The organism is Mycobacterium sp. 852002-53434_SCH5985345 (assembly GCF_001667155.1).
In the GTDB taxonomy this organism is placed as follows: Bacteria; Actinomycetota; Actinomycetes; order Mycobacteriales; family Mycobacteriaceae; genus Mycobacterium.
The window spans coordinates 69,225-90,760 of the sequence record NZ_LZIE01000074.1 but is presented as its reverse complement, the minus strand read 5'-3'; the positions used below and the strand labels follow the sequence as shown (position 1 = coordinate 90,760).

Annotated in this window: 22 protein-coding genes; 10 read left to right on the top strand and 12 right to left on the bottom strand. The window is 67.1% G+C overall.

What is annotated here, in order from left to right; all coding sequences use genetic code 11:
- Nucleotides 1-20 precede the first annotated feature (20 nt).
- The 5 genes from A5756_RS17955 to A5756_RS17935 form a co-directional block, all read right to left on the bottom strand.
- A complete protein-coding gene (locus A5756_RS17955; RefSeq protein ID WP_066955230.1) occupies nt 21-803 on the bottom strand; it encodes an alpha/beta hydrolase in 783 nt (260 codons plus the stop codon).
- 87 nt (nt 804-890) lie between these two features.
- Nucleotides 891-1,304 carry a nuclear transport factor 2 family protein gene (locus A5756_RS17950; RefSeq protein WP_066955228.1) on the bottom strand — a complete coding sequence of 138 codons (414 nt, stop codon included), beginning with the start codon at nt 1,302-1,304 and terminating at the stop codon, nt 891-893.
- Nucleotides 1,301-2,500 carry a thiolase domain-containing protein gene (locus tag A5756_RS17945; RefSeq protein WP_066955225.1) on the bottom strand — a complete coding sequence of 400 codons (1,200 nt, stop codon included), beginning with the start codon at nt 2,498-2,500 and terminating at the stop codon, nt 1,301-1,303. The genes A5756_RS17950 and A5756_RS17945 overlap by 4 nt, the downstream gene beginning before the upstream one ends.
- Nucleotides 2,500-3,564 carry a thiolase domain-containing protein gene (locus A5756_RS17940; protein WP_066955222.1) on the bottom strand — a complete coding sequence of 355 codons (1,065 nt, stop codon included), beginning with the start codon at nt 3,562-3,564 and terminating at the stop codon, nt 2,500-2,502. Before A5756_RS17940 ends, A5756_RS17945 begins: the two co-directional genes overlap by 1 nt.
- Before the next feature lie 15 nt (nt 3,565-3,579).
- Nucleotides 3,580-4,575: a Zn-ribbon domain-containing OB-fold protein gene (locus A5756_RS17935; RefSeq protein WP_066955968.1), complete on the bottom strand. Its 996-nt coding sequence runs from the start codon at nt 4,573-4,575 to the stop codon at nt 3,580-3,582.
- Nucleotides 4,576-4,639: 64 nt separating this feature from the next.
- Here A5756_RS17935 and A5756_RS17930 point away from each other — a divergent pair, with 64 nt between their 5' ends.
- The 3 genes from A5756_RS17930 to A5756_RS17920 are packed head-to-tail and all read left to right on the top strand — an operon-like array spanning nt 4,640 to nt 7,633.
- Entirely contained in the window at nt 4,640-5,671 is a 1,032-nt protein-coding gene (locus tag A5756_RS17930) for an LLM class F420-dependent oxidoreductase (protein WP_066955967.1), read from the top strand.
- A gap of 43 nt (nt 5,672-5,714) precedes the next feature.
- Nucleotides 5,715-6,431 (top strand): acetoacetate decarboxylase family protein, encoded by a 717-nt coding sequence (locus tag A5756_RS17925; protein WP_066955219.1) that lies wholly within the window; start codon nt 5,715-5,717, stop codon nt 6,429-6,431.
- Nucleotides 6,428-7,633 carry a cytochrome P450 gene (locus A5756_RS17920; RefSeq protein ID WP_066955216.1) on the top strand — a complete coding sequence of 402 codons (1,206 nt, stop codon included), beginning with the start codon at nt 6,428-6,430 and terminating at the stop codon, nt 7,631-7,633. The genes A5756_RS17925 and A5756_RS17920 overlap by 4 nt, the downstream gene beginning before the upstream one ends.
- 66 nt (nt 7,634-7,699) lie before the next feature.
- Here the strand turns inward: A5756_RS17920 and A5756_RS17915 are convergent, their stop codons facing one another.
- Nucleotides 7,700-8,539 carry a hypothetical protein gene (locus A5756_RS17915; protein ID WP_066955212.1) on the bottom strand — a complete coding sequence of 280 codons (840 nt, stop codon included), beginning with the start codon at nt 8,537-8,539 and terminating at the stop codon, nt 7,700-7,702.
- A 112-nt stretch (nt 8,540-8,651) separates the two neighbouring features.
- On the bottom strand, nt 8,652-9,494 hold the full coding sequence (locus A5756_RS17910; protein ID WP_156659620.1) for a crotonase/enoyl-CoA hydratase family protein: 843 nt from the start codon (nt 9,492-9,494) through the stop codon (nt 8,652-8,654).
- Between the two features lie 39 nt (nt 9,495-9,533).
- On the opposite strand from A5756_RS17910, the gene A5756_RS17905 reads away from it, so the two are divergent.
- From A5756_RS17905 to A5756_RS17890, 4 genes are read left to right on the top strand one after another with little or no spacing between them, the layout of a single operon-like run.
- Complete coding sequence (locus A5756_RS17905) at nt 9,534-11,168, top strand: acyl-CoA synthetase (protein ID WP_066955208.1); 1,635 nt, start codon at nt 9,534-9,536, stop codon at nt 11,166-11,168.
- A complete protein-coding gene (locus tag A5756_RS17900; RefSeq protein WP_066955205.1) occupies nt 11,165-11,932 on the top strand; it encodes a fructosamine kinase family protein in 768 nt (255 codons plus the stop codon). Before A5756_RS17905 ends, A5756_RS17900 begins: the two co-directional genes overlap by 4 nt.
- A gap of 23 nt (nt 11,933-11,955) precedes the next feature.
- On the top strand, nt 11,956-12,780 hold the full coding sequence (locus A5756_RS17895; RefSeq protein ID WP_066955963.1) for an amidohydrolase family protein: 825 nt from the start codon (nt 11,956-11,958) through the stop codon (nt 12,778-12,780).
- Nucleotides 12,777-14,327, top strand: coding sequence for an acetolactate synthase large subunit (locus A5756_RS17890; protein WP_066955202.1), 1,551 nt, complete (start codon nt 12,777-12,779; stop codon nt 14,325-14,327). Before A5756_RS17895 ends, A5756_RS17890 begins: the two co-directional genes overlap by 4 nt.
- Here the strand turns inward: A5756_RS17890 and A5756_RS17885 are convergent.
- The 5 genes from A5756_RS17885 to A5756_RS17870 all read right to left on the bottom strand — a co-directional run bounded on the left by A5756_RS17885 (nt 14,313) and on the right by A5756_RS17870 (nt 19,190).
- Complete coding sequence (locus tag A5756_RS17885; RefSeq protein WP_066955199.1) at nt 14,313-15,035, bottom strand: serine hydrolase; 723 nt, start codon at nt 15,033-15,035, stop codon at nt 14,313-14,315. The genes A5756_RS17890 and A5756_RS17885 overlap by 15 nt on opposite strands.
- An 88-nt stretch (nt 15,036-15,123) precedes the next feature.
- Complete coding sequence (locus tag A5756_RS25530) at nt 15,124-15,348, bottom strand: hypothetical protein (RefSeq protein ID WP_082960050.1); 225 nt, start codon at nt 15,346-15,348, stop codon at nt 15,124-15,126.
- The gene (gene fadD17 / locus A5756_RS17880) at nt 15,335-16,882 is read right to left on the bottom strand and encodes a long-chain-fatty-acid--CoA ligase FadD17 (protein WP_066955196.1); all 1,548 of its coding nucleotides are present in this window, start codon (nt 16,880-16,882) and stop codon (nt 15,335-15,337) included. Before fadD17 ends, A5756_RS25530 begins: the two co-directional genes overlap by 14 nt.
- A gap of 4 nt (nt 16,883-16,886) precedes the next feature.
- The gene (locus A5756_RS17875) at nt 16,887-17,984 is read right to left on the bottom strand and encodes an acyl-CoA dehydrogenase family protein (RefSeq protein ID WP_066955193.1); all 1,098 of its coding nucleotides are present in this window, start codon (nt 17,982-17,984) and stop codon (nt 16,887-16,889) included.
- A 27-nt stretch (nt 17,985-18,011) separates the two neighbouring features.
- Nucleotides 18,012-19,190, bottom strand: a complete 1,179-nt coding sequence (locus tag A5756_RS17870; RefSeq protein WP_066955190.1) for an acyl-CoA dehydrogenase — start codon at nt 19,188-19,190, stop codon at nt 18,012-18,014.
- Nucleotides 19,191-19,391: 201 nt separating this feature from the next.
- Here A5756_RS17870 and A5756_RS17865 point away from each other — a divergent pair, with 201 nt between their 5' ends.
- The 3 genes from A5756_RS17865 (at nt 19,392) to A5756_RS17855 (ending at nt 21,532) form a co-directional block, all read left to right on the top strand.
- On the top strand, nt 19,392-19,583 hold the full coding sequence (locus A5756_RS17865; protein ID WP_066955960.1) for a ferredoxin: 192 nt from the start codon (nt 19,392-19,394) through the stop codon (nt 19,581-19,583).
- Between the two features lie 33 nt (nt 19,584-19,616).
- Nucleotides 19,617-20,531 carry a 3-oxoacyl-ACP reductase gene (locus A5756_RS17860; RefSeq protein ID WP_066955187.1) on the top strand — a complete coding sequence of 305 codons (915 nt, stop codon included), beginning with the start codon at nt 19,617-19,619 and terminating at the stop codon, nt 20,529-20,531.
- A gap of 236 nt (nt 20,532-20,767) precedes the next feature.
- Nucleotides 20,768-21,532: an ABC transporter permease gene (locus A5756_RS17855; RefSeq protein ID WP_066955184.1), complete on the top strand. Its 765-nt coding sequence runs from the start codon at nt 20,768-20,770 to the stop codon at nt 21,530-21,532.
- Nucleotides 21,533-21,536: the final 4 nt, after the last annotated feature.

Sequence of the window (21,536 nt, the reverse complement as noted above, 5' to 3'; positions counted from 1 at the left end):
CTGACGCGGCCGCCAACGCGTCAGACACCGGCGAAAAGGCGATGCGTCGCGATCCAATCGTCGATGAGGCCCATGGTGGCGGGTAGCGCCGCTCCGGAAAACACCATGTGGTCAGACCCCGGAATCTGCACGTAACTCGCGTTGGCAAACCGGTCCGCCGCCCGGCGCGCCAGGCGCGGCGGCATGATGCGGTCGCGGGCGCCACTGATGACGAGCACGGGTCCCGTGACGGTGCCGAAATCCACTCTTGCGGCCTTATTCCGGTCCAGCCACGGCATCGCCAGTTCGAAAAACAGCACCCGCCCGGATTCGCAGACCAGGTCGTCGAACACCTCGCGAGCCGCTTCGTCGGTCTGTGCGCTCGCGATCCCTCGCCGAAACCGTTGCCACGCCGGGGGATAGACGGCCCTGGCCCATGGCCGTGGCTTACGGGCGTGCGGCAGCGCGATGCCGATCGTCGTTGCGTTCAGACCCGAGGGCCCCACTGACGACGGGCAGGCGGCGACGACGCCGGCATGTGCCGTCCGTGCCGCGACCAGCTGAACCAACAGGCCCCCCAACGAGTGCCCGACCAGCAGCGGCGGGGAATCCAACGATGCGACCAGCGCGACGAGATCGTCTGTGTAGTCGCGGATGCTCAACGACGCGATCCTGGCCGCACCGTCGTGCAGGGGCAATTCATGATGACGCAATGTCGGCGTGTGCACCGTGAAGCCACGTTCCGCAAAAGCCGCCCGGGCGGGTGCCCACTGCTCCCCGCGGCTCCATGAGCCATGCACGAGAACGGCGTGCTTGTCGGGCATGAAGATAGCCTGCCAGCAGATGGGGCCGACGATCGGCAGAATCGGAGCAGCGAGGGAAGCACTAACGTGCGATGCTCGCCCCCCGACCTAGCTGGTTACCTTCTTCAACGTGGCTGTCGCCCGGTCCATCTCCCAGTACGCACGCAGGGCGGTCATCTTGCCCTCGTCGTCGGCCTTGTACGTGAACACGCCTTCGGCGGTCACCTGGTAGTCACCATGGGTGATGAGGATGTGCCCGATGTTGGCTTCCTCGTTGCCGCATTGGTAGGTGTCGCGGAAGACGAACTCGATTTTGGTGGTGGGGGCGATGGCCTTGTCCCAGAAAGCCGAGATCGCGTCGCGGCCCCGGTGGCCCTTGCCCTCCGGGTCGAAGGCCGACGGTCCGATCGGGTCCTCCACAATGGCGTCGTCGGCGAACACCGCCAGCCATGCCTCTTTGTCCCTGGCTATGACCGCCTCGCGCGAGCGCCGACCGGCCTCGTGCGCCGGGTGTTCGCTCACGAGCCGACTTTCTCAGGCGTCGGCTTGTCCGCACCGACCACCCACATGGAGTAGTACTGCGAGCCGCCGCCATAGGCGTGCCCCAAGGCCTTGCGCGCGCCCTGAACCTGGTGATCCCCACCTTTGCCCATCACCTGAATCGCTGCCTCGGCGAACCGAATCAGGCCGGAGGCGCCGATCGGGTTCGAAGACAGCACACCGCCGGACGGGTTGACCGGCAGCCGTCCGCCGATCGCCGTCTCGCCGGCTTCAGTGAGTTTCCAGCCCTCGCCCTCGGGCGCAAACCCGAGGTTTTCCAACCACATCGGCTCGAACCACGAGAACGGCACGTAGATTTCCGCGGCATCGATCTCGTCGATCGGGCTGGTAATGCCCGCCGCCTTCCACAGCGCGGCGGCCGCGTCACGCCCGGCCTGCGGGCTGACCTGGTCGCGGCCCGAGAACTGCAGCGGTTCGGTGCGCAGCGCGGTGGCATGGATCCATGCCACCGGTTGTCCTTGCGCCAGACGGGCTTCGGCGGCCTCCTCATTGCCGATCACGACCGCGGCGGCGCCGTCCGACGACGGACAGGTCTCGTCGTAACGGATGGGATCCCACAGCATCGGCGACTGCATCACCTTCTCCAGGGTGATGTCGGGCTGGTGCAGGTGGGCCAGCGGGTTGCGGGCCCCGTTGAGCCGGTCCTTGACCGCGACCATGGCGCCGATGTTGAGCGGTGCGCCCGATCGGCGGATGTACGACCGCACGTGTGGGGCGAAATAACCGCCCGCCCCGGCGCCGACCGGCTTGATGAAGGGGATCGGAATCGACAACGCCCACATCGCGTTTGACTCGGACTGCTTTTCCCAGGCCATCGCCAGCACACGCCGGTACTTGCCCGATTGGACGAGGCTGGCGGCCACCACCCCGGTGGACCCGCCGACCGAACCTGCGGTGTGCACCCGGATCAGCGGCTTGCCGGTGGCTCCCATGGCGTCGGCCATGAACAGCTCGGGCATCATGACGCCTTCGAAGAAGTCGGGAGCCTTGCCGACGACCACGGCGTCGATGTCGTCGAAGGTGGAGCCGGAGTCGGCCAGCGCGCGGTCGATCGCTTCGCGCACCAGCCCGTTCATCGAGACATCTTGTCGCTTCGCGACGTACTTCGTTTGTCCGGTACCGAGTACCGCGGCGAGGTTCGGCCCTGCACCGGCCATCAGTTCATTCCTTCCATGACCGCGACCAGGTTCTGTTGCAACGCCGGCCCGCTGGTGGCGTGCGCGAGCACCCGCTCGGCCGACCCATTCCAGATGTGTTGCGCCGCAAAGCCGACGCGCTCGAGGCCCGCGACGAACATGGGGTTGGCGGCCAGCGCGCCGCCCGACGGATTGACTTTCGTCGGCCCCGGTATCCGGATGGCATCCGCGATGATCAGGTGCTGGTGGGTGAAGGGAGCGCAGATCTCCGCAACGTCGAGGTTGTCGGTCCTGCCGCCGGTGGCCACTTGGGCCGCCACCTTGGTGGACACGGATTCGGTGAGGTCGCGCGCACCCAGCGAGGGCGTCTCGATGCGGTGCTCGATTCCGGTTATCCAGGCCGGGTTTTCGCGTAGTTCGCGCGCACGATCACCCGCCGCGAGCACGATGGCGGCGGCGCCGTCAGTGATCGGCGCGATGTCGTGGCGCCGCAGGGGCTCGGCGAAGAACGGCCGCTCGAGCAGTTCGGCCACGCTGATCGCCGGCTCCACAGAGTCCACCCGCCGGGCATTCTCGAAGGAGTCGAATGCTACGCGCGCCATCTGCTCTTCGCTCCACTTGCCGTTCTCGAGCCCGATGCGGGCCTGGAGCCCCGCCATCGACACGGAGTCGGGCCACAGCGGCGCGACGGTGTAGGGGTCGGTCTGCCGCGACAGGATCTGCCGCAGAATCCCGGCCGAGGACTTGCCGAATCCGTACACCAGCGCGGTGTCCACCTCCCCGGTCAGCAGCTTGATGTACGCCTCGTAGAGCGCCCAGGCCGCGTCCATCTCGACATGCGACTCGTTGATCGGCGGGACGGCGCCGATCGAGTCAATTGCCGAGATGAACGAGAACGCCCGTCCCGCAAGGTAATCGGACGAACCCGAGCACCAGAAGCCGATGTCGGCCTGGGTGATTCCGAGGTCCTCGTAAAGCTGGGCGAAGCACGGCATCAACATCTCGACGCCATTGGTGGTGCCGTCGGTGCGGCGGACATGCGGCGCGTGGGCAAAGCCGACCACCGCAACGTTGCGAGCGCTCATTTACAGGTAGGCCCTTTACAGGTGGTGCTTGTAGGTGTCGTACTCGGCGTCGGGTTCCCCTGTCGGCCGGAAGTACTCGATGTTGTCGATGCCAAAGCCCCACTCCTCGCGGGGTTTCCACACCGCTTCCACGCGCATCCCCATCCGCACCTCGTGGGCGTCGATGTCGGCGACCAGGTGCAGGAAAGGGATGTCGGCCCCGTCGAGCAAGACATAGGCCGCCACGTACGGCGGTTTGATGCGCTGCCCCTGGAACGGGATGTTGATGATTGCGAACGTCGTGACCGTGCCCTTGTCCGGCAGCTCGACGAACTCGGTGGTGGGCTGTCCGGTGGCCGGGTCCGCGCCGTGCGGCGGGAAGTAAACTTTGCCGTTCTTGCCGGTCCGCGCGCCCAGCAGCTTGCCCTGGGCGATGGCGCGCAAGTAGGCGCTCTCCTCGTGGGAGGCGGTGTGCTGAATCGTCAGCGAGATCGGTGTGACGATCATGGTCACCGGATCCTGTTCGCCCCCCGCGTGTTCGGACGCGGGTTCGGCTTCCTCGCCGAGTGCGAAGTAGGCGATGTCGGTGATGGCGCCCACCGGCTCGTCGGCCCAGTGCACGTGCACCCGGGAGCCGCTCTTGATGGCGGAAGGACTGCCCGCGTCCACGGCATGCATCAGCGGGGTGTCCGCGCCGTCGAGCTTGATCAGCGCCCAGGCGAACGGACGGTCCAGCGGCTGGCCCTCGATCGGCTCGGGTTGCCACGTCCAGGACACGACGGTCCCGACGCTGGAGACCGGTACCATCTCGCCCAGCGGCTCGTAGGTAACCGGGTCATATTCCGCCGGTGGAACGTGCACCCGGCCATCGCATCCGCGCACCCCCAAGACATGGCGCTCACGCAGTGCGGTGAAGAACTTGCTTAGCGTGGGGCCGACCGAACGGGTGTAGTCGAACGACAACGTCAGTGGCGCGGAGAGCGGCGGCTCAGGGTGATCCGTCAAGGTCGGGCTGCTCGAGCTGGCTGTCACGCCATCGAGTAGAACAGGTTCTAAGAACGGTTTCAACATCGGGTCGCCGGAAGGGTCAATGACGATGAAGCTGGGGTTGCAGCTCGGGTATTGGGGCGCTCAGCCGCCGGAGAATCACGCGGAGCTCGTAGCCGCGGCGGAGGAAACCGGTTTCGACGCCGTGTTCACCGCCGAGGCGTGGGGGTCCGACGCCTACACGCCGCTGGCCTGGTTGGGATCGTCGACCCACCGGCTCCGGCTGGGCACCTCGGTGATCCAGCTGTCCGCGCGCACCCCGACGGCAACCGCGATGGCCGCGCTGACGCTCGACCACCTGTCCGGCGGCCGGCACATCCTGGGCCTCGGTGTCTCCGGCCCGCAGGTGGTCGAGGGCTGGTACGGCCGGCCCTTCCCCAAGCCACTGGCCCGCACCCGCGAGTACGTCGACATCATGAGACAGGTGTGGGCGCGAGAGAAGGCTGTGACCAGCGACGGACCGCATTATCCGTTGCCGCTGACGGGGGAGGGGACGACCGGTCTGGGCAAGGCGCTCAAGCCCATCACCCACCCATTACGCCCCGACATCCCGATCATGCTGGGGGCCGAGGGGCCGAAGAACGTCGCGCTGGCCGCCGAGATCTGCGACGGCTGGCTGCCGATCTTCTACACGCCGCGGATGGCGGATACCTACAACGAGTGGCTCGACGAGGGCTTCGCGCGGCCCGGGGCGCGGCGCAGCCGTGAGGACTTCGAGATCTGCGCGACCGCGAACATCGTCATCACCGACGACCGTGCTGCCGCCTTCGCGGCCATGAAGCCCTATCTGGCCCTCTACATGGGCGGCATGGGCGCCGAGGACACCAACTTTCACGCCGACGTGTACCGCCGGATGGGCTACGCCGAGGTGGTCGACGAGGTGACCAAGCTCTTCCGCAGCAACCAGAAGGATAAGGCTGCGGCGATCATCCCGGACGAGGTCGTCGACGACGCCGCGATCGTCGGCGATATCAACTACGTCCGTGAGCAGGTCAAGGTCTGGGAAGCCGCCGGCGTCACCATGATGGTGGTCAACGGACGCAACGAGGCGCAGATCAGGGAGCTCGCCACGCTGACCTGACCCGCTATTGCCGAACGAATAGAACACGTTCTAGATTGGCCCGATGACAGCCTCGCAGCACACCATCGCGGGCACGGTACTCACGATGCCGGTACGAATCCGCCAGGCAAATCAACATATGGCGATGTTCTCCGTCGACGCCGACGCCGCGCAGCAGATGATCGACTACAGCGGCCTGCAGGTCTGCCGCTACCTTCCCGGCCGCGCGATTGTGGTGCTGATGTTGATGCACTACATCGACGGCGACCTGGGCCGGTACCACGAGTTCGGCACCAGCGTGATGGTGAACCCGCCCGGCTCGAAGGCAAGCGGGCCGCGTGCCCTGCAGTCGGCCGGCGCCTTCATCCACCACCTTCCCGTCGACCAGGCGTTCACCCTGGAAGCGGGAACCAAGATCTGGGGCTACCCGAAGGTGATGGGCGACTTCACCGTTCGGGAAGGCCGACGGTTCGGTTTTGACCTCAGCATCGACGGCCAGCCGGTGATCGGCATGGAATTCCGCCGCGGCCTGCCGTTCCGGCTGACCCCGCGCCAGCAAGCGCAACGCACCTACTCGCACCGCGACGGAGTCACCCGCGAGACCGCCTTCGAGCACACCCTGGACGGCGTGCGCACGCGATTCGGCGGGGTGAGCATCCGGCTCGGCGAGCATCCGTACTCTAAAGAGCTTGCTTCGCTTGGTCTCCCGAAGCGTGCCATGGTGTCTAGCTCTGTTGACCGCGTACAAATGTCCTTCGGTGATGCCCAGGAGATCTCATGACCGCCAGCGAGTTGAAGACCAAACCCGATATTGACCTCACCGACGGGACTTTCTACGCCGGCGACTCTCGGCCCGTCTACAAGTGGATGCGCGAGAACGAGCCAGTCTTTCGGGACCGCAACGGATTAGCCGCCGCCTCGACCTATCAGGCGGTGATCGAGGCCGAGCGCAACCCGGAGTTGTTCTCCAACGCCGGCGGCATCCGCCCGGACCAACCGGGCGTCGAGATGATGATCGAGATGGACGATCCGCAACATCTGTTGCGCCGCAAGCTCGTCAACTCCGGCTTCACTCGCAAGCGCGTCAAAGACCTGGAATCCAAGATTGTTTCGCTGTGCGACACGCTGATCGACGCGGTGTGCGAACGCGGCGAGTGTGACTTCGTCTGGGACCTGGCCGCGCCGCTGCCGATGGCCGTCATCGGCGACATGCTCGGCGTGCGGCCGGAAGAGCGCACGATGTTCCTCAAGTGGTCCGACGACCTGGTCGGCGCGTTGAGCAGCACCGCGGCCGAAGCGGACGTCCAGGTCACCATGGACGCTTTCGCGGCCTACAGCCAGTACATGATGGGGATGATCGAGGCCCGCAAGAAGCAGCCGACCGACGACCTGGTCAGCGTGCTGGTGCACGCAGAGGTCGAGGGCTCACGGCTCGAGGACCACCAGATTGTCACCGAGGTTTTGCTGCTGTTGATCGGCGGCGACGAGACCACGCGGCACACGCTCTCCGGCGGGACGAGGCAGTTGCTGTTGCATCCCGATCAGCACCGGCGCCTGGCGGCCGATCTGAGCTTGCTGCCCAACGCGATCGAAGAGATGCTCCGCTGGACCGCGCCGGTGAAGAACATGGCACGCACGATCACCGCCGACACCGAATTCCACGGCACCCAACTGCACCAGGGCGAGAAGATGATCCTGCTGTTCGAGTCGGCGAACTTCGACGAGAAGGTTTTCGACGAGCCGGAGACCTTCAACATCGAGCGCTACCCGAACAACCACCTCGCCTTCGGCTTCGGGACGCATTTTTGCCTCGGCAACCAGCTCGCCCGGCTGGAGCTGTCGATCATGCAGACCCGGCTGCTGCAGCGCCTGCCGGACATGCGGTTGGCTTCGGACGCCGACCTGCCGTTGCGTCCCGCCAACTTCGTGTCCGGCCTGGAGAAAATGCCGGTGGCGTTCACACCGAGCGCGCCGCTGGGGTAGGCGCCCTACCGCTCTTCGCCGAGCGTGATCTGAGGGCGAGAAAATCGGCCGAAACCAACCATGTGTTCACGTTCGGCGGGTCCAGGCGGCGGCCACGCGTGCGAGGATGCCGCCCCGCGTGTCGTCGGCCGTGACCCGGATGGCCATCCATCCGAGGTCGGCCAGCGCTTCGTAGCGGGCGATATCCCGGCTGAATTGCCTGCGATCGGTGCGATGGTGATCACCTTCGTATTCGACGGCCAGTTTGACGTCCTCCCAACCCATGTCGAAGACCGCGACGAGCTCGCCGTATTCGCCGTAAACCGGAATCTGGGTGCGCGGCCGCGGATAGCCGGCCTCGATGAGCAGCAGCCGCAGCCACGTCTCGCGCGGCGATTCCGCGCCCGCGTCGACGAGTGTCAGCGCGCGCCGCGCCCGGCGGATGTTGCGATGACCTTTGTAGCGTTCGGCGAGTCGTTGGACCTGATCGACATTCAGCCTGGTTGCCCGGGCCAGCGCATCGATGGCCGCGACAGCCCTTCCGGTGGGATTCCGGCAGGCAAGGTCGAAAGCGGTGCGCGTCGAGGTGGTAGCCGGTATTCCGCCGATCAACTGGATTTCGCCGGGAGCGACGCTCTCCGACCAGGTGCGGATTCCCGCCGGTGGACGACGGTGTTCGTACACCAACTGAGCCGGGCCGCGGTGGTCGACCCATTTGGCGTCGTGCAATGCCGCAGCGGACTGTCCCGCGACCACGCCGCGCCGCCGTGACCACAACCATGCGGCGTGGGCGCGCGTGACGGCGGTGAGATCCGTGTCGCGTTCGACATAGACGTCCGGGTGCAGCGCTACGAATCTGCTGCGCAACCGGTACCGCGTCAGTGCGCCCGATGCCAGCGCCTCGCTGCCGATGAATGGTTCCCGCATGCCGGCAGTGTGGCGCGGGGGACTGACAGAATGCCGAACGTGACGTCAGGGCGAAAAACCGGCCGAAATGTGGCCCTCTGTTCACGTTCGGCGCGAAGGCGCCAGCGGAGGGTTACTTGTTCTGGAAGTTGGGCTTGCGCTTCTCGGCGAACGCCCGGGGGCCTTCCTTGGCATCGTCGGACAGGAACACCTTGATGCCGATCTGAGTGTCGATCTTGAAGGCCTCGTTCTCGTGCATGCCCTCGGTCTCGCGGATCGCCCGCAGGATCGCCTGCACGGCCAGCGGGCCGTTGTTCTCGATGATCTCCGCGAGCTCGAGCGCCTTGGTCAACGCCTGGCCGTCCGGCACCACATGCCCGATCAGGCCCATCTCCTTGGCTTCAACGGCGTTGATGTGCCGACCGGTCAGCAGCAGGTCGCACGCGACCGTGTAGGGGATCTGCCGCACCAGCCGCACGGCCGACCCGCCCATCGGGTAGAGGCTCCACTTGGCCTCCGAGATGCCGAATTTGGCGCTCTCGCCCGCGATGCGGATGTCGGTGCCCTGCAGGATCTCGGTGCCCCCGGCGATCGCGGGTCCTTCGACGGCCGCGATCAGCGGCTTGGTCAGCCGGCGGCCCTTCAGCAGAGCGTCGATTCGCGACGGGTCGTAGCTGCCGTCCTTGAACGACTCACCCGGCGGCTTCTTGGTTGCCGCCTTGAGGTCCATGCCGGCGCAGAAGTAGCCACCGGCCCCAGTCAGGATGCAGCAGCGGATGTCCGGATCGTTGTCGACGCGGTCCCAGGCCTGCACCATGATTTCCATCATTTCGGTGCTCAGGGCGTTGCGGGCGTGCGGCCGGTTCAACGTGACGATCAGGGTGTGGCCGCGCTGTTCGACGAGGGCGTCCTGTCCCGTTTGTTCGTTTGCTGGAGCCTGAGCCACGGCTACTGCCTTTCCGTCGACGAGGGGCATGAGCTTGTCAAGAAATGTAACACGTTCTAATTTGGTGCCGTGGCCCTGAATATTGCCGATCTCGCAGAGCACGCCATCGACGCTGTGCCGGACCGTGTCGCCCTGATCTGCGGCGACGAGAAGCTGACCTACGCCCAGTTGGAGGAGAAGGCCAACCGCCTGGCCCACTACCTGATCGACCAGGGGGTGAAAAAGGACGACAAGGTCGGGCTGTACTGCCGTAACCGCATCGAGATCGTCATCGCGATGCTCGGCATCGTGAAGGCGGGCGCCATCCTGGTGAACGTCAACTACCGCTACGTCGAGGGCGAGCTTCGCTACCTGTTCGACAACTCCGACATGGTCGCCCTGGTCCACGAGCGCCAGTACTCCGACCGGGTGGCCAACGTGCTGCCGGACACCCCGAACGTCAAGACGATCCTCGTCATCGAGGACGGCTCCGACAACGACTACCAGCGCTACGGCGGCGTCGAGTTCTACTCGGCGATCGCCCAGGGCTCCCCCGAGCGCGACTTCGGCGAGCGCAGCGCCGACGACATCTACCTGCTCTACACCGGCGGCACCACCGGCTTCCCGAAGGGCGTGATGTGGCGCCACGAGGACATCTACCGGGTGCTGTTCGGCGGAACCGATTTCGCGACAGGTCAATTCGTCGAGGACGAGCACGACCTGGCCAAGGCCGCGGCCGCCAATCCGCCGATGGTGCGCTACCCGATTCCGCCGATGATCCACGGCGCCACCCAGTCGGCCACCTGGATGTCGATCTTCTCGGGCCAAACCACCGTGCTCGCACCGGAATTCAACGCCGAAGAGGTGTGGCGCACGATCCACGAGCACAAGGTGAACCTGCTGTTCTTCACCGGCGACGCGATGGCACGCCCGCTGCTCGACGCGCTCGACACCGACCACGACTATGACCTGTCGTCGCTGTTCCTGCTCGCCAGCACCGCGGCGCTGTTCTCGCCGAGCATCAAGGAGAGGCTGCTCGAGCTGCTGCCCAACCGGGTCATCACCGACTCGATCGGCTCCTCGGAGACCGGATTCGGCGGCACCAGCATCGTCGCGAAGGACGCGCCGCACGCCGGCGGCCCGCGCGTGACGATCGACCACCGCACCGTCGTCCTCGACGAGGAGGGCAATGAGGTGAAGCCCGGCTCGGGTGTGCGCGGGTTCATCGCCAAGAAGGGCAACATCCCGGTCGGCTACTACAAGGACGAGAAGAAGACCGCCGAAACGTTCAAGACCATCAACGGGGTCCGCTACGCGATCCCCGGGGACTGGGCCCTGGTCGAGGAGGACGGCACCGTGACGATGCTGGGCCGCGGCTCGGTGTCGATCAACAGCGGCGGCGAGAAGATCTACCCCGAGGAGGTCGAGGCGGCGCTCAAGGGCCACCCCGACGTATTCGACGCGCTGGTGGTCGGTGTTCCCGATCCCCGCTACGGCCAACACGTGGCCGCCGTCGTGCAGCCCCGCCCGGGTGCCCGGCCGTCGCTGGCGGAGCTGGACCGCTTCGTGCGCTCCGAGATCGCCGGATACAAAGTGCCCCGCAGCCTTTGGCTGGTCGACGAGGTGAAGCGGTCACCGGCCGGTAAGCCCGACTACCGCTGGGCCAAGGAGCAGACGGAGGCACGTCCGGCCGACGACGTGCACGCCGCCCACGCGACCGCTTGAGCGACTTCGTCAAGCAGCACCCGGCCGCGCCCAGCAATTACTTCGCGTGGGAGGCCGCCGGATTGCGGTGGCTGGCCGGCGTCGACGGGGGTGTGCCCTGCGCGGACGTTGTCTCCGTCGACGCGACGAGCCTGACCCTGCGGCGGCTTGATTCGGCGCTCCCGACCCCGGAGGCGGCGCTCGCGTTCGGCGGCCACCTCGCCGTGACGCACGACGCCGGCGCCCCCGACTTCGGTGCCGGGCCCGACGGCTGGGACGGACCCGGGTTCTTCGGGCCGCTGTCCCAGCCGCTGCCGATGTCGCTGCGGCGGCACCGCCGCTGGGGCGACTTCTACGCGGAGGAGCGGCTGATCCCGATGGCGGAGCTGGCCGCGCCGCGGCTCGATGCTTCCACCCGAAGCGCCATCGATTCCGTCGTAGCGCGTTGCCGCTCGGGCGATTTCGACGACGACGACCGGCCCGCCCGGCTGCACGGCGACCTGTGGGGCGGCAACGTGATGTGGACGCCCGACGGGGTGGTGCTGATCGACCCGGCCGCGCACGCCGGTCACCGCGAAAGCGACCTCGCGATGCTCGCGCTGTTCGGCTGCCCGCACTACGACGCCATCGTCGCGGGCTACGAACGGGTGCGGCCGCTGCGCGCCGGATGGCGCAACCGCACCGGGCTGCACCAGCTCTTCCCCCTGCTGGCGCACGTCGTGCTGTTCGGCGGCGGGTACGCCCAGCGGACGCACGCCTGCGCCCGCGCCGCGCTGGCCCTCTGACACCGCGTCTACTCTTGATCGCGATGACGGTCGATGTGTGGATGCAGCATCCCACTGCGCGGTTCCTGCGCAGCGACATGCTGGCATCGCTGCGGCGTTGGACCGGTGACTCCATACCGGACGCCGACGTCCCGATCGAGGCGAGCATCGCGACCATGGACGCGGCCGACGTCCGGTTCGGCCTGCTCAGCGCGTGGCGCGGGCCCGGCGGCCAGGATTTGATCTCCAACGACGAGGTCGCCGAGTGGATTCGCCTGCATCCGAACCGGTTTGGCGGGCTGGCCACCGTCGACCTCGATCGCCCGATGGAAGCGGTTCGTGAACTGAGGCGCCGCGTTCGAGAGGGATTCCTGGGCCTACGGGTGGTGCCGTGGCTGTGGAACGCGCCACCCACCGACCGCCGCTACTATCCGCTGTTCGCCGAATGCGTGGAGCTGGGGGTGCCGTTCTGCACCCAGGTGGGCCATACCGGTCCGCTGCGACCATCGGAGACCGGCCGTCCGATCCCCTACATCGACCAGATCGCGCTCGACTTTCCCGAGCTGGTGATCGTGTGTGGCCACGTCGGGTATCCGTGGACCGAGGAGATGGTTGCCGTCGCCCGCAAGCATCCAAACGTCTACATCGACACGTCGGCCTACACGATCAAGCGACTTCCGGATGAGCTCGTCCGGTTCATGAAAACCGCTACCGGACAACGCAAGGTCTTGTTCGGCACCAACTATCCGATGATGACTCACGCGCACGCCTTGGCGGGATTGGCGGACCTCGGTCTGGCCGACGAGGGCCGCCGGGACTTCTTGCACGGCAACGCCGGGCGCGTTTTCAAACTGGAGGCAATTACGTGAACGGTGCCCAGGCCCTGATCAACACCCTGGTCGACGGTGGCGTCGACGTGTGCTTCGCCAACCCGGGCACCTCGGAGATGCACTTCGTGGCCGCGCTGGACACCGTCCCGCGCATGCGCGGTGTGCTGGCCCTGTTCGAGGGAGTCGCGACCGGCGCGGCCGACGGCTACGCCCGTATCGCCGGCCGGCCGGCCGCAGTGCTGCTTCACCTGGGTCCCGGCCTGGGCAACGGCCTGGCGAACCTGCACAACGCCCGGCGCGCTCAGGTGCCGATGGTGGTGGTCGTCGGCGACCACGCCACGTACCACAAAAAGTACGACGCCCCACTGGAATCCGATATCGACGCGCTCGCGGGCACGGTCTCGGGGTGGGTGCGTCGCACCGAACACACCGCGGACGTCGCGTCCGACGCCGCCGAGGCGATCGCCGCCAGCCGCGCGGGCTCGCAGATTTCGACGCTGATCCTGCCCGCCGATGTGTCCTGGTCGGACGGGGCGCAACCCGGCGGCACCGTGCCCGCGGAACCCGCGGGGGCCGAGCCGCGGTTGGCGTTCGAAGTGATCGAGGTGCTGCGCTCCGGCGAACCCACGGTGCTCATGATCGGCGGTGACGCCACTCGCGGCCCGGGTCTTGCCGCCGCCGTTCGGATCGCGCAGGCGACCGGCGCCCGCGTGCTGTGCGAGACGTTCCCGACCCGGCTGGAGCGCGGCGCGGGCGTTCCCGCCGTCGAGCGGCTGGCCTATTTCGCCGAGGCTGCTACCGCCCAACTCGACGGTGCCAAGCATCTGGTGCTGGCCGGGGCCAAGTCGCCGGTGTCGTTCTTCGCCTACCCGAACATGCCCAGCGACCTGGTCCCGGCCGGCTGCGAGGTGCATCTGCTTGCCGGGCACAGCGGTGCCGCCGAGGCGCTCGCCGCGGTGGCCGACGAGGTCGCGCCCGGAACGTCTGCCCCGGTGGCGGCCGCGGCGCGGCCGCAGCTGCCCACGGGTGTCCTCACGTCCGCGTCAGCGGCCGACGTGATCGGCGCGCTACTGCCGGAACGGGCGATCGTCGTCGACGAGTCGAACACCTCGGGTGTGCTGCTCGCCCAGGCCACGGCGGGGGCGCCGGCCCATGACTGGCTGACGCTGACCGGCGGGGCGATCGGATACGGCATCCCGGCCGCCGTGGGTGCCGCGGTCGCCGCACCCGATTGTCCGGTGCTCTGCCTGGAATCGGACGGGTCGGCGATGTACACGATCTCCGGATTGTGGACTCAGGCGCGGGAAAACCTGAACGTGACCACCGTGATCTACGACAACAGCGCCTACGACATCCTGCGGATCGAGTTGGCTCGGGTGGGCGCCGGATCGGCTCCCGGGCCCAAGGCGCTGGACCTGCTGGACTTGTCGCGCCCCACAATGGATTTCGTCAAGATCAGCGAGGGGATGGGAGTGCCCGCCCGCCGCGTCGCCACCGCGGAGGAACTCGCCGACGCGCTGCGTCAAGCCTTGAGCGAACCCGGGCCGCACCTGATCGACGCCGTGGTGCCGTCAATAACGGGCTAACCCGGGAAGCCGGCTGAGGACCCACTCGGCCATTGTGTTCAGGACCTCGACGCCTGTTTCCAACACCCCGTCGTGAACCGTGGCCGCCAGCGCCACGCCCCACTGCCCCGATGGCGTGGGTACGATGCCGAACTGCCGCACCAGGTAGTCGCCGTGCATGCCGGGCCCCCAACCGCCCTTGGCCGCAAGGCCTTTGGCGGCCAGCCCCCAGCGATGGCCGCTGGTGAGGCGCTGCATCAGGTCGATGACGTCGGCCGAATCGGGGATCGACGGCAGCTCGGCGGCGAACCGCGCCTGCCGCTGCAGGGTCCACTGCGTCTGGCCGAACGCCGTATACCCACGCCGAAGCCGGCGAGATTCGACCACGGTGGCCGTGTCACCGCCCTCGGCGATCACCGCCTGCACCCGCCGTGCCGCTTCCCCCGGATCGCCCAAACGGGACCACAATTGCTCCGATGCGCGATTGTCGGATTCCGTGATCGCCTTGACGGCCAGGTCCTTGGCGTGCAACCAATCGCAACGCAGCGCGGCGATCGCCAACGGCACCTTGATGGTCGACCATGCGACACCGGACCACCACCGGCCCAACGAGTAGGTGCGATCCGGTCGGGCGATCGCAATGCCGACGTCCGCCGGTACCGTGGCGGAAAGCTGATCAAAGCTCGCTTCGAGCGCTGTCTCCAGAGGCCGGCTGATCGGACCAACCATCGCGTCTCCTTCGACGACATGTCTGTGCAGTGTCGCATTATCGTCGACCCGTCTTGACGCCCAGCGCGACAACGGTGACGGCGCGTCGCTAGCTCGGCGGCAGCGGCGGCAGCGGCGGTGACTCCTCCTGCGGCGGAGGCTGCCATGGGTCGGGCTCCGGTGTCTGCGGCGCCCACACCAGTGGCGGCGGGGGAGGCAGCGGAGGTGGCGGTGGCACTGGCTCCGCCACGGCGAAACCGGCGCCCAACCCGAGCGCGGCCGGGCCGAGGCACGCGAGAAGAGCCGACCCGGCGATCACCTTACGAAGTTTCATCACCCGCGGACGTTCCTCTCTCCCGTTGCGGCTGTATTCGCACCACCGGATCGTCGCAGTCGACACCCTGCGCCGCCAACTGGCGCTTGAGCACCTTGAAGGTCACTGTGCGCGGAAGTTCGGCGCTGACCCGGACGTAGGACGGCCACTGCTTGGGCCCCAGGTCGGGCTGCTCGGCCAGGAAGGCGCGAAACTTCTCGGCATCGAACTCGGCCCCGGCAGCCAGCACCAAAGCGGCCATCACCTGGTCACCGACCACCGGATCCGGCACCGCGTAGACGGCCACCTCGGTCACGTCCGGGTGGCGTAACAGCACCCGTTCGATCGGCGCGGCGCCGAGGTTTTCACCGTCGACGCGCATCCAATCGCCCAGCCGTCCCGCGAAGTACGCGTAGCCGGCGGCGTCGCGGTAGGCGAGGTCGCCGGTGTGATAGACCCCGCCGGACATCCGCTCGGCCTCGGCGGCCTCGTCGTTGTAGTAGCCCTCGAACCGCCCCGGCCCGGCGGTGTTCACCAGCTCGCCGACCACGCCCGCCGGACAGGGTGCACCGGTGTCGGGGTCGACGATCTCGACGCCCTCGGGCAGCGGGCCCAACGCACCGTCCGGGGTGTCCGGGGTGCGCGCGATCGCCACCCCGCCTTCGGTGGAACCGAACCCGTCCTGGACCACACAGCCGAATCGGCGCGCGAAGCGTTCGACATCGCGGGGCACGCCCTCGTTGCCGTAGACCGCCCGCAGCGGATTGTCCGCGTCGTCGGGCTGCTCCGGCGTGGCCAGCACGTACGACAGGGGCTTGCCGACGTAGTTGGCGTAGGTGGCGCCGAAGCGGCGGACATCGACCAGGAAGTTGGACGCGGAGAACTTGCGCCGCAACGCCAGCGAGCCCTGGCAGGCCACCGCCACCGCCCAGCCGACCAGCACCGCGTTGGAATGAAACAGCGGCATCGACACGTAACAGACGTCGTCGTGGCCGAGGTCGAATCGCTGCGTCATCGTCACCCCCGCGATCGCGACCTTGCCGTGGCTGCACTTGACCGCCTTCGGCTCGCCACTGGTACCCGAGGTGAAGATCAGCATGAAAAGGTCTGCGGCCGTTGCCGATTGGAAGTGCGGCTCGACATCGCGATGTGCGGAAACTTCGTCGGCCCACTCGGTGGAGTCGACGTTGACGTAGTCGATGCCGCCAAGCGACTCGGCCGAATTCGAGTCGGCCAGCACCACCTGGCAGTCGGCATGGGCGATGTCACGCGCCAGCGCGTCACCGCGGCGCACCGGGTTGAGGCCCACCGGCACGATCCCTGACATGCCGGCCGCCGTCAGCATCGCCGAGAAGAACGGGGTGTTCTCCAGCAGCACGCCGACGTGCGGTGGCCTCGACGGGTCGAGGCGGTCACGCAGGGCCGCCGCGATCGCGGCGCCGTGGCGCAGGTGATCGCGCCAGCTGACGTACGAGTCTTCGAAATAGACGCCGCGGTCCTCGATCTCGGCCAGCGGTACCAGCAGCCTGGTGACCGTGGGGTCGGGAGGAAGCACGAAACTAGGCAGGGGTTTCCGCCAGCTCGCGGCCGATCCGGCGCAGCTGGCCGGTGGCCCCGCCCAACGCGAACTCGGCCTCCTTGGCGGCCAAGAAATAGCGGTGAACCGGGTGGTCGGTATCGACGCCGACGCCGCCGTGCACGTGCACGATGGTGTGCGCCACGCGGTGCCCGGCGTCGGCGGCCCAGAACGCGGCGCTTGCCACGTCGATGTCGGCGGGAACGTCCTCGGAGACCTTCCACGCCGCCTGAGTCAGCGTGAGCCGCAAGCCTTTGACGTCGATGTAGCCGTCGGCCAGCCGTTGTGACACCGCCTGGAAGCTACCGATCGGACGATCGAATTGCTCCCGCTCACGGGCGTATTCGGCGGTGAGCTGCAGTCCACGTTCCAGCACTCCGAGTTGGAAGGCGCTGCGGCCCAGGGCCGCAAGTATGTCGAGCCAGACGACGACCTCGGCGCCGCCGACCATCCGGGTACCGTCCACCTCGGTCCCGTCCAGCGCCAGGTGCCCGACGCTGCCCAGGCCGGTGGTCTGCAATGGGGTCACCGAAACGCCGGGATCTCCGGCGGCAACCACGAAAACGGCCGTGCCTGAATCGGTCTCGGCGGGAACGAGGAAGGCGTCGGCTGCCGGCCCGAAGCCGACCTGGGTGCGGGTACCTGTGAGGCGATAGCCGTCGCCGGCGCGGGTGGCCTGCACCGGACCCTCACCCATCTCGCCCAGCAGCGCAACGGCGAGGATCTTCTCGCCACTGACCGCCGGGGCGCCCCAATCCTGTTGCAGCTCCTCGGTTCCGAAGCGGGCCAATGCGCCGGCGCCCAGCATCACCGACTCCAAGTAAGGCACGGCCGCCAACTGGTGACCCAACGCCACCAGAATGGCGACCTGCTCGAGCACCCCGAATCCATCGCCGCCCACCGAGGTGGCCGAAGCGCTGGTGAGGATGCCGGCGTCGACGAGCTTGCCCCACAGCTCACGGTCGAACCGTTGGTCCAGCTTGTCGAGCTCACGCTGGCGCTCCGGTGTGCATACCGAGTTCACGATCGTGTCGACCAGGCCGCCGAGATCGTTCGCCGCTTCGGTTGTCGAAAAGTCCATCGATGTTCGTCCTTAGGAAGAGGGGGCTCAGCGGTTTCGGGGCAGGCCCAGCGCGACCATGCCGATGATGTCGCGCTGCACCTCGTTGGTGCCGCCGCCGAAGGTCAGGATCAGGCACGCGCGGTGCATCCGCTCGACCCGGCCACGCAGCAGCGCGCCCGGCGAATCCTGGCGCACCGTCGCCGCGGTCCCCAGTACCTCCATAAGCAGCCGGTACGCCTCGGTGGCCAGTTCGGTGCCGTACACCTTGGCCGCTGACGCGTCGGCCGGCGACAAGGACTCGCTGTTCGACGAGGCCAGTTCCCAGTTGATCAGCTTGAGCACCTCGGCCTTGGCGTGCACCCGGGCCAGGTTGATCTGCACCCATTCCGAGTCGATCAGCCGGGCCCCGCCGGCGTCCTTGGTGTTCTGCGCCCACTCGCGAACCTCGCGGAGGGCCAAAAAGATCGGTTGCGGCGACACGAGAGCGACGCGTTCGTGGTTGAGCTGATTGGTCACCAGCTTCCAGCCGCCGTTCTCCTCGCCGACCAGGTTGGTCACCGGGACTCGCACGTCGGAGTAATAGGTGGCGCTGGTGTCCACACCGGCCATGGTGTGCACGGGCGTCCAGGAGAACCCCTCCGCGGTCGTCGGCACGACCAGCATCGAAATGCCGCGGTGCTTCTTGGCTTCCGGGTTGGTGCGGACGGCCAGCCAGACCCAGTCGGCGTAGGCGATCAGGCTGGTCCACATCTTCTGGCCGTTGATGACGTAGTCATCGCCGTCGCGGACTGCGGTGGTACGCAGGTTCGCCAGGTCGGTGCCGGCGCCCGGCTCGGAGTAGCCGATGGAGAAGTGCAACTCCCCGGCCGCGATCTTGGGCAGGAAGAATTTCTTCTGTTCCTCGGTGCCGAACGCCATGATGGTCGGCGCCACACTGTTGATCGTCAGGAACGGCACCGGCACGCCGGCGATCGCGGCCTCGTCGGTGAAGATCAGCGAGTCCATCGGGGAGCGGTCCTGGCCGCCGTATTCCTTGGGCCAGTTCAGGGTCAGCCACCCGTCCTTGCCCATCTGCGCGACGGTGTCGCGATAGGCGGTGCCGGTTCCCACCTCGCCCTGCGTCGAGTGCAGCGCCTCCCGACGCTCGGGGGTCATAAGCGTGGTGAAGTACGACCGCAGCTCGCGACGCAGCTCCTCCTGTTCAGGGGTGTAACTGATGCGCATTCCAGCCGTCCTTTGTTAACGTGACACGCCTCGACTAGCCGACGTTACTCGGCCGACGACTACCCGTTCGTCTTCCCGGTTGTAACACGTTCTAGTCTGAGATTCCAGCGGCCGTTTCCCCGGCGGTATCGGGGCCCTATGGTGGTCCTACATACTGATGGGGCACGTCCTCAGGTGAAGGCCAGGTGCAAGGAGGGTGCTGTGCGGGTGATCGTCGACCGTGACCGGTGTGAAGGTAACGCTGTGTGCATGGGAATTGCGCCGGATATCTTCGACCTGGACGACGACGATTACGCCGTCGTGAAGCTCGACCCGATTCCCGCGGACCAGGAGCAGTTGGCCGAGCAGGCGATCGCCGAGTGTCCGCGAGCCGCGCTGTTGCGCGAAGACTGAAGTGCGCCACCAGAAACTAGAGGTATTCATAAATTGACTAGCAGCACGAACGCGACCGATCTCTCCGGAAAGGTTGCGGTGGTGACCGGTGCGGCCGCGGGACTGGGCCGGGCCGAGGCCCTCGGCCTGGCTCGGGCGGGCGCCACCGTCGTCGTCAACGACATCGCCGCCGCCCTCGATGCCTCCGACGTCATCGACGAGATCAATGCCGCCGGCTCCAAGGCGGTCGCGGTGGCCGGCGATATCAGCGAGCGGGCAACCGCCGACGAGCTGGTCGCCCAGGCCGATGGTCTCGGTGGACTCGACATTGTGGTCAACAACGCGGGGATCACCCGCGACCGGATGCTGTTCAACATGTCCGACGAGGAATGGGACCTGGTGATCGCCGTGCACCTGCGCGGCCACTTCCTGCTGACCCGCAACGCGGCCACCTACTGGCGCTCCAAGGCAAAGGATGCCGGGGGAACCGTCTTCGGCCGGCTGGTCAACACTGCGTCGGAGGCGGGCCTGGTCGGCCCGGTGGGTCAGGCCAACTACGGCGCCGCCAAGGCCGGCATCATCTCGCTCACCCTGACGGCCGCGCGGGCGCTGGGTCGCTACGGAGTGTGCGCCAACGCGATTTGCCCGCGCGCCCGCACCGCCATGACGGCCGACGTCTTCGGTGCCGCACCCGAGGTCGAGGCGGGCGGCATCGACCCCCTGTCACCTGAGCATGTGGTCAGCCTGGTCAAATTCTTGTCATCGCCGGCGGCCGCGGAAGTCAACGGTCAGGTGTTCATTGTCTACGGGCCCCGGGTGACACTGGTTGCGGCCCCGACCGCTGAACATCAATTCAGCGCCGCGGGTGAGGCGTGGGAGCCTGCGCAACTGAGCGCGACGCTGCAAGAGTACTTTGCTGGGCGGGATCCGGAGCGGAACTTTTCCGCGGTCGGGCTGATGGAGCAATAGCTGTGTGAGGTTACTTCGTGGGGGGGAATCAGCAGTAAGAACGTGTGTCAGTTTGGAATGGCGTAAGCGCATCTGACCTGGCAAGTTAACGTTTCAGACAAGGAAATGCTGTTCATTGACAGCATTAACTTGTTCTGGGTTAATATGATCCGGCTCACACCGAGCCGCATGCGACGAACGACACCGCTAAGGCGACGCATAGACTTCGCCGCGAGCAGCTGAGGGGGGTAGCCAAGTTGATGCAGCAGCTTGCCGTTCCCGCCCGCGCAGTCGGCGGGTTCTTCGAAATGATGATCGACACCGGCCGGCAGTCTTTCCGCCGGCCGTTCCAATTGGGCGAGTTCCTGGAACAGACGTGGATGATCGCGCGCGTCTCGCTAGTCCCCACGCTGCTGGTATCGATCCCATTCACTGTGCTGGTGGCGTTCACGCTCAATATCCTGCTGCGTGAAATCGGCGCCGCCGACTTGTCCGGCGCCGGAACGGCCTTCGGCACCATCACCCAGCTGGGTCCGGTGGTGACCGTGCTCGTCGTCGCGGGTGCCGGTGCCACCGCGATCTGCGCCGACCTCGGTGCGCGCACCATCCGCGAGGAGATCGACGCGATGCGGGTTCTGGGCATCGACCCGATCCAGCGGCTCGTGGTACCCCGCGTGCTGGCCTCCACTGTCGTTGCGCTCCTGCTCAACGGCTTGGTGTGCGCCATCGGCTTGTCCGGCGGTTACGTGTTCTCGGTCTTCCTGCAGGGCGTCAACCCCGGCGCCTTCATCAACGGGCTGACGGTGCTGACCGGCCTGCGTGAGCTGGTGCTCGCCGAGGTCAAGGCGCTGCTGTTCGGTGTGATGGCCGGCCTGGTCGGCTGCTATCGCGGCCTGACCGTCAAGGGCGGCCCCAAGGGCGTCGGCAACGCGGTCAACGAAACCGTGGTCTACGCGTTCATCTGTCTGTTCGTCATCAACGTGGTGATGACCGCCATCGGCGTGCGAATCTCGGCGAAGTGAGCAC

Coding starts and splice junctions, on each gene's coding strand:
- A5756_RS17910 (WP_156659620.1), bottom strand. CDS start 9,494: ATGCCCCTCGTCGACGGAAAGGCAGTAGCCGTGGCTCAGGCTCCAGCA.
- A5756_RS17930 (WP_066955967.1), top strand. CDS start 4,640: ATGAAGCTGGGGTTGCAGCTCGGGTATTGGGGCGCTCAGCCGCCGGAG.
- A5756_RS17875 (WP_066955193.1), bottom strand. CDS start 17,984: ATGGACTTTTCGACAACCGAAGCGGCGAACGATCTCGGCGGCCTGGTC.
- A5756_RS17895 (WP_066955963.1), top strand. CDS start 11,956: ATGACGGTCGATGTGTGGATGCAGCATCCCACTGCGCGGTTCCTGCGC.
- A5756_RS17870 (WP_066955190.1), bottom strand. CDS start 19,190: ATGCGCATCAGTTACACCCCTGAACAGGAGGAGCTGCGTCGCGAGCTG.
- A5756_RS17915 (WP_066955212.1), bottom strand. CDS start 8,539: ATGCGGGAACCATTCATCGGCAGCGAGGCGCTGGCATCGGGCGCACTG.
- A5756_RS17940 (WP_066955222.1), bottom strand. CDS start 3,564: ATGAGCGCTCGCAACGTTGCGGTGGTCGGCTTTGCCCACGCGCCGCAT.
- A5756_RS17920 (WP_066955216.1), top strand. CDS start 6,428: ATGACCGCCAGCGAGTTGAAGACCAAACCCGATATTGACCTCACCGAC.
- A5756_RS17945 (WP_066955225.1), bottom strand. CDS start 2,500: ATGGCCGGTGCAGGGCCGAACCTCGCCGCGGTACTCGGTACCGGACAA.
- A5756_RS25530 (WP_082960050.1), bottom strand. CDS start 15,348: ATGAAACTTCGTAAGGTGATCGCCGGGTCGGCTCTTCTCGCGTGCCTC.
- A5756_RS17955 (WP_066955230.1), bottom strand. CDS start 803: ATGCCCGACAAGCACGCCGTTCTCGTGCATGGCTCATGGAGCCGCGGG.
- A5756_RS17885 (WP_066955199.1), bottom strand. CDS start 15,035: ATGGTTGGTCCGATCAGCCGGCCTCTGGAGACAGCGCTCGAAGCGAGC.
- A5756_RS17925 (WP_066955219.1), top strand. CDS start 5,715: ATGACAGCCTCGCAGCACACCATCGCGGGCACGGTACTCACGATGCCG.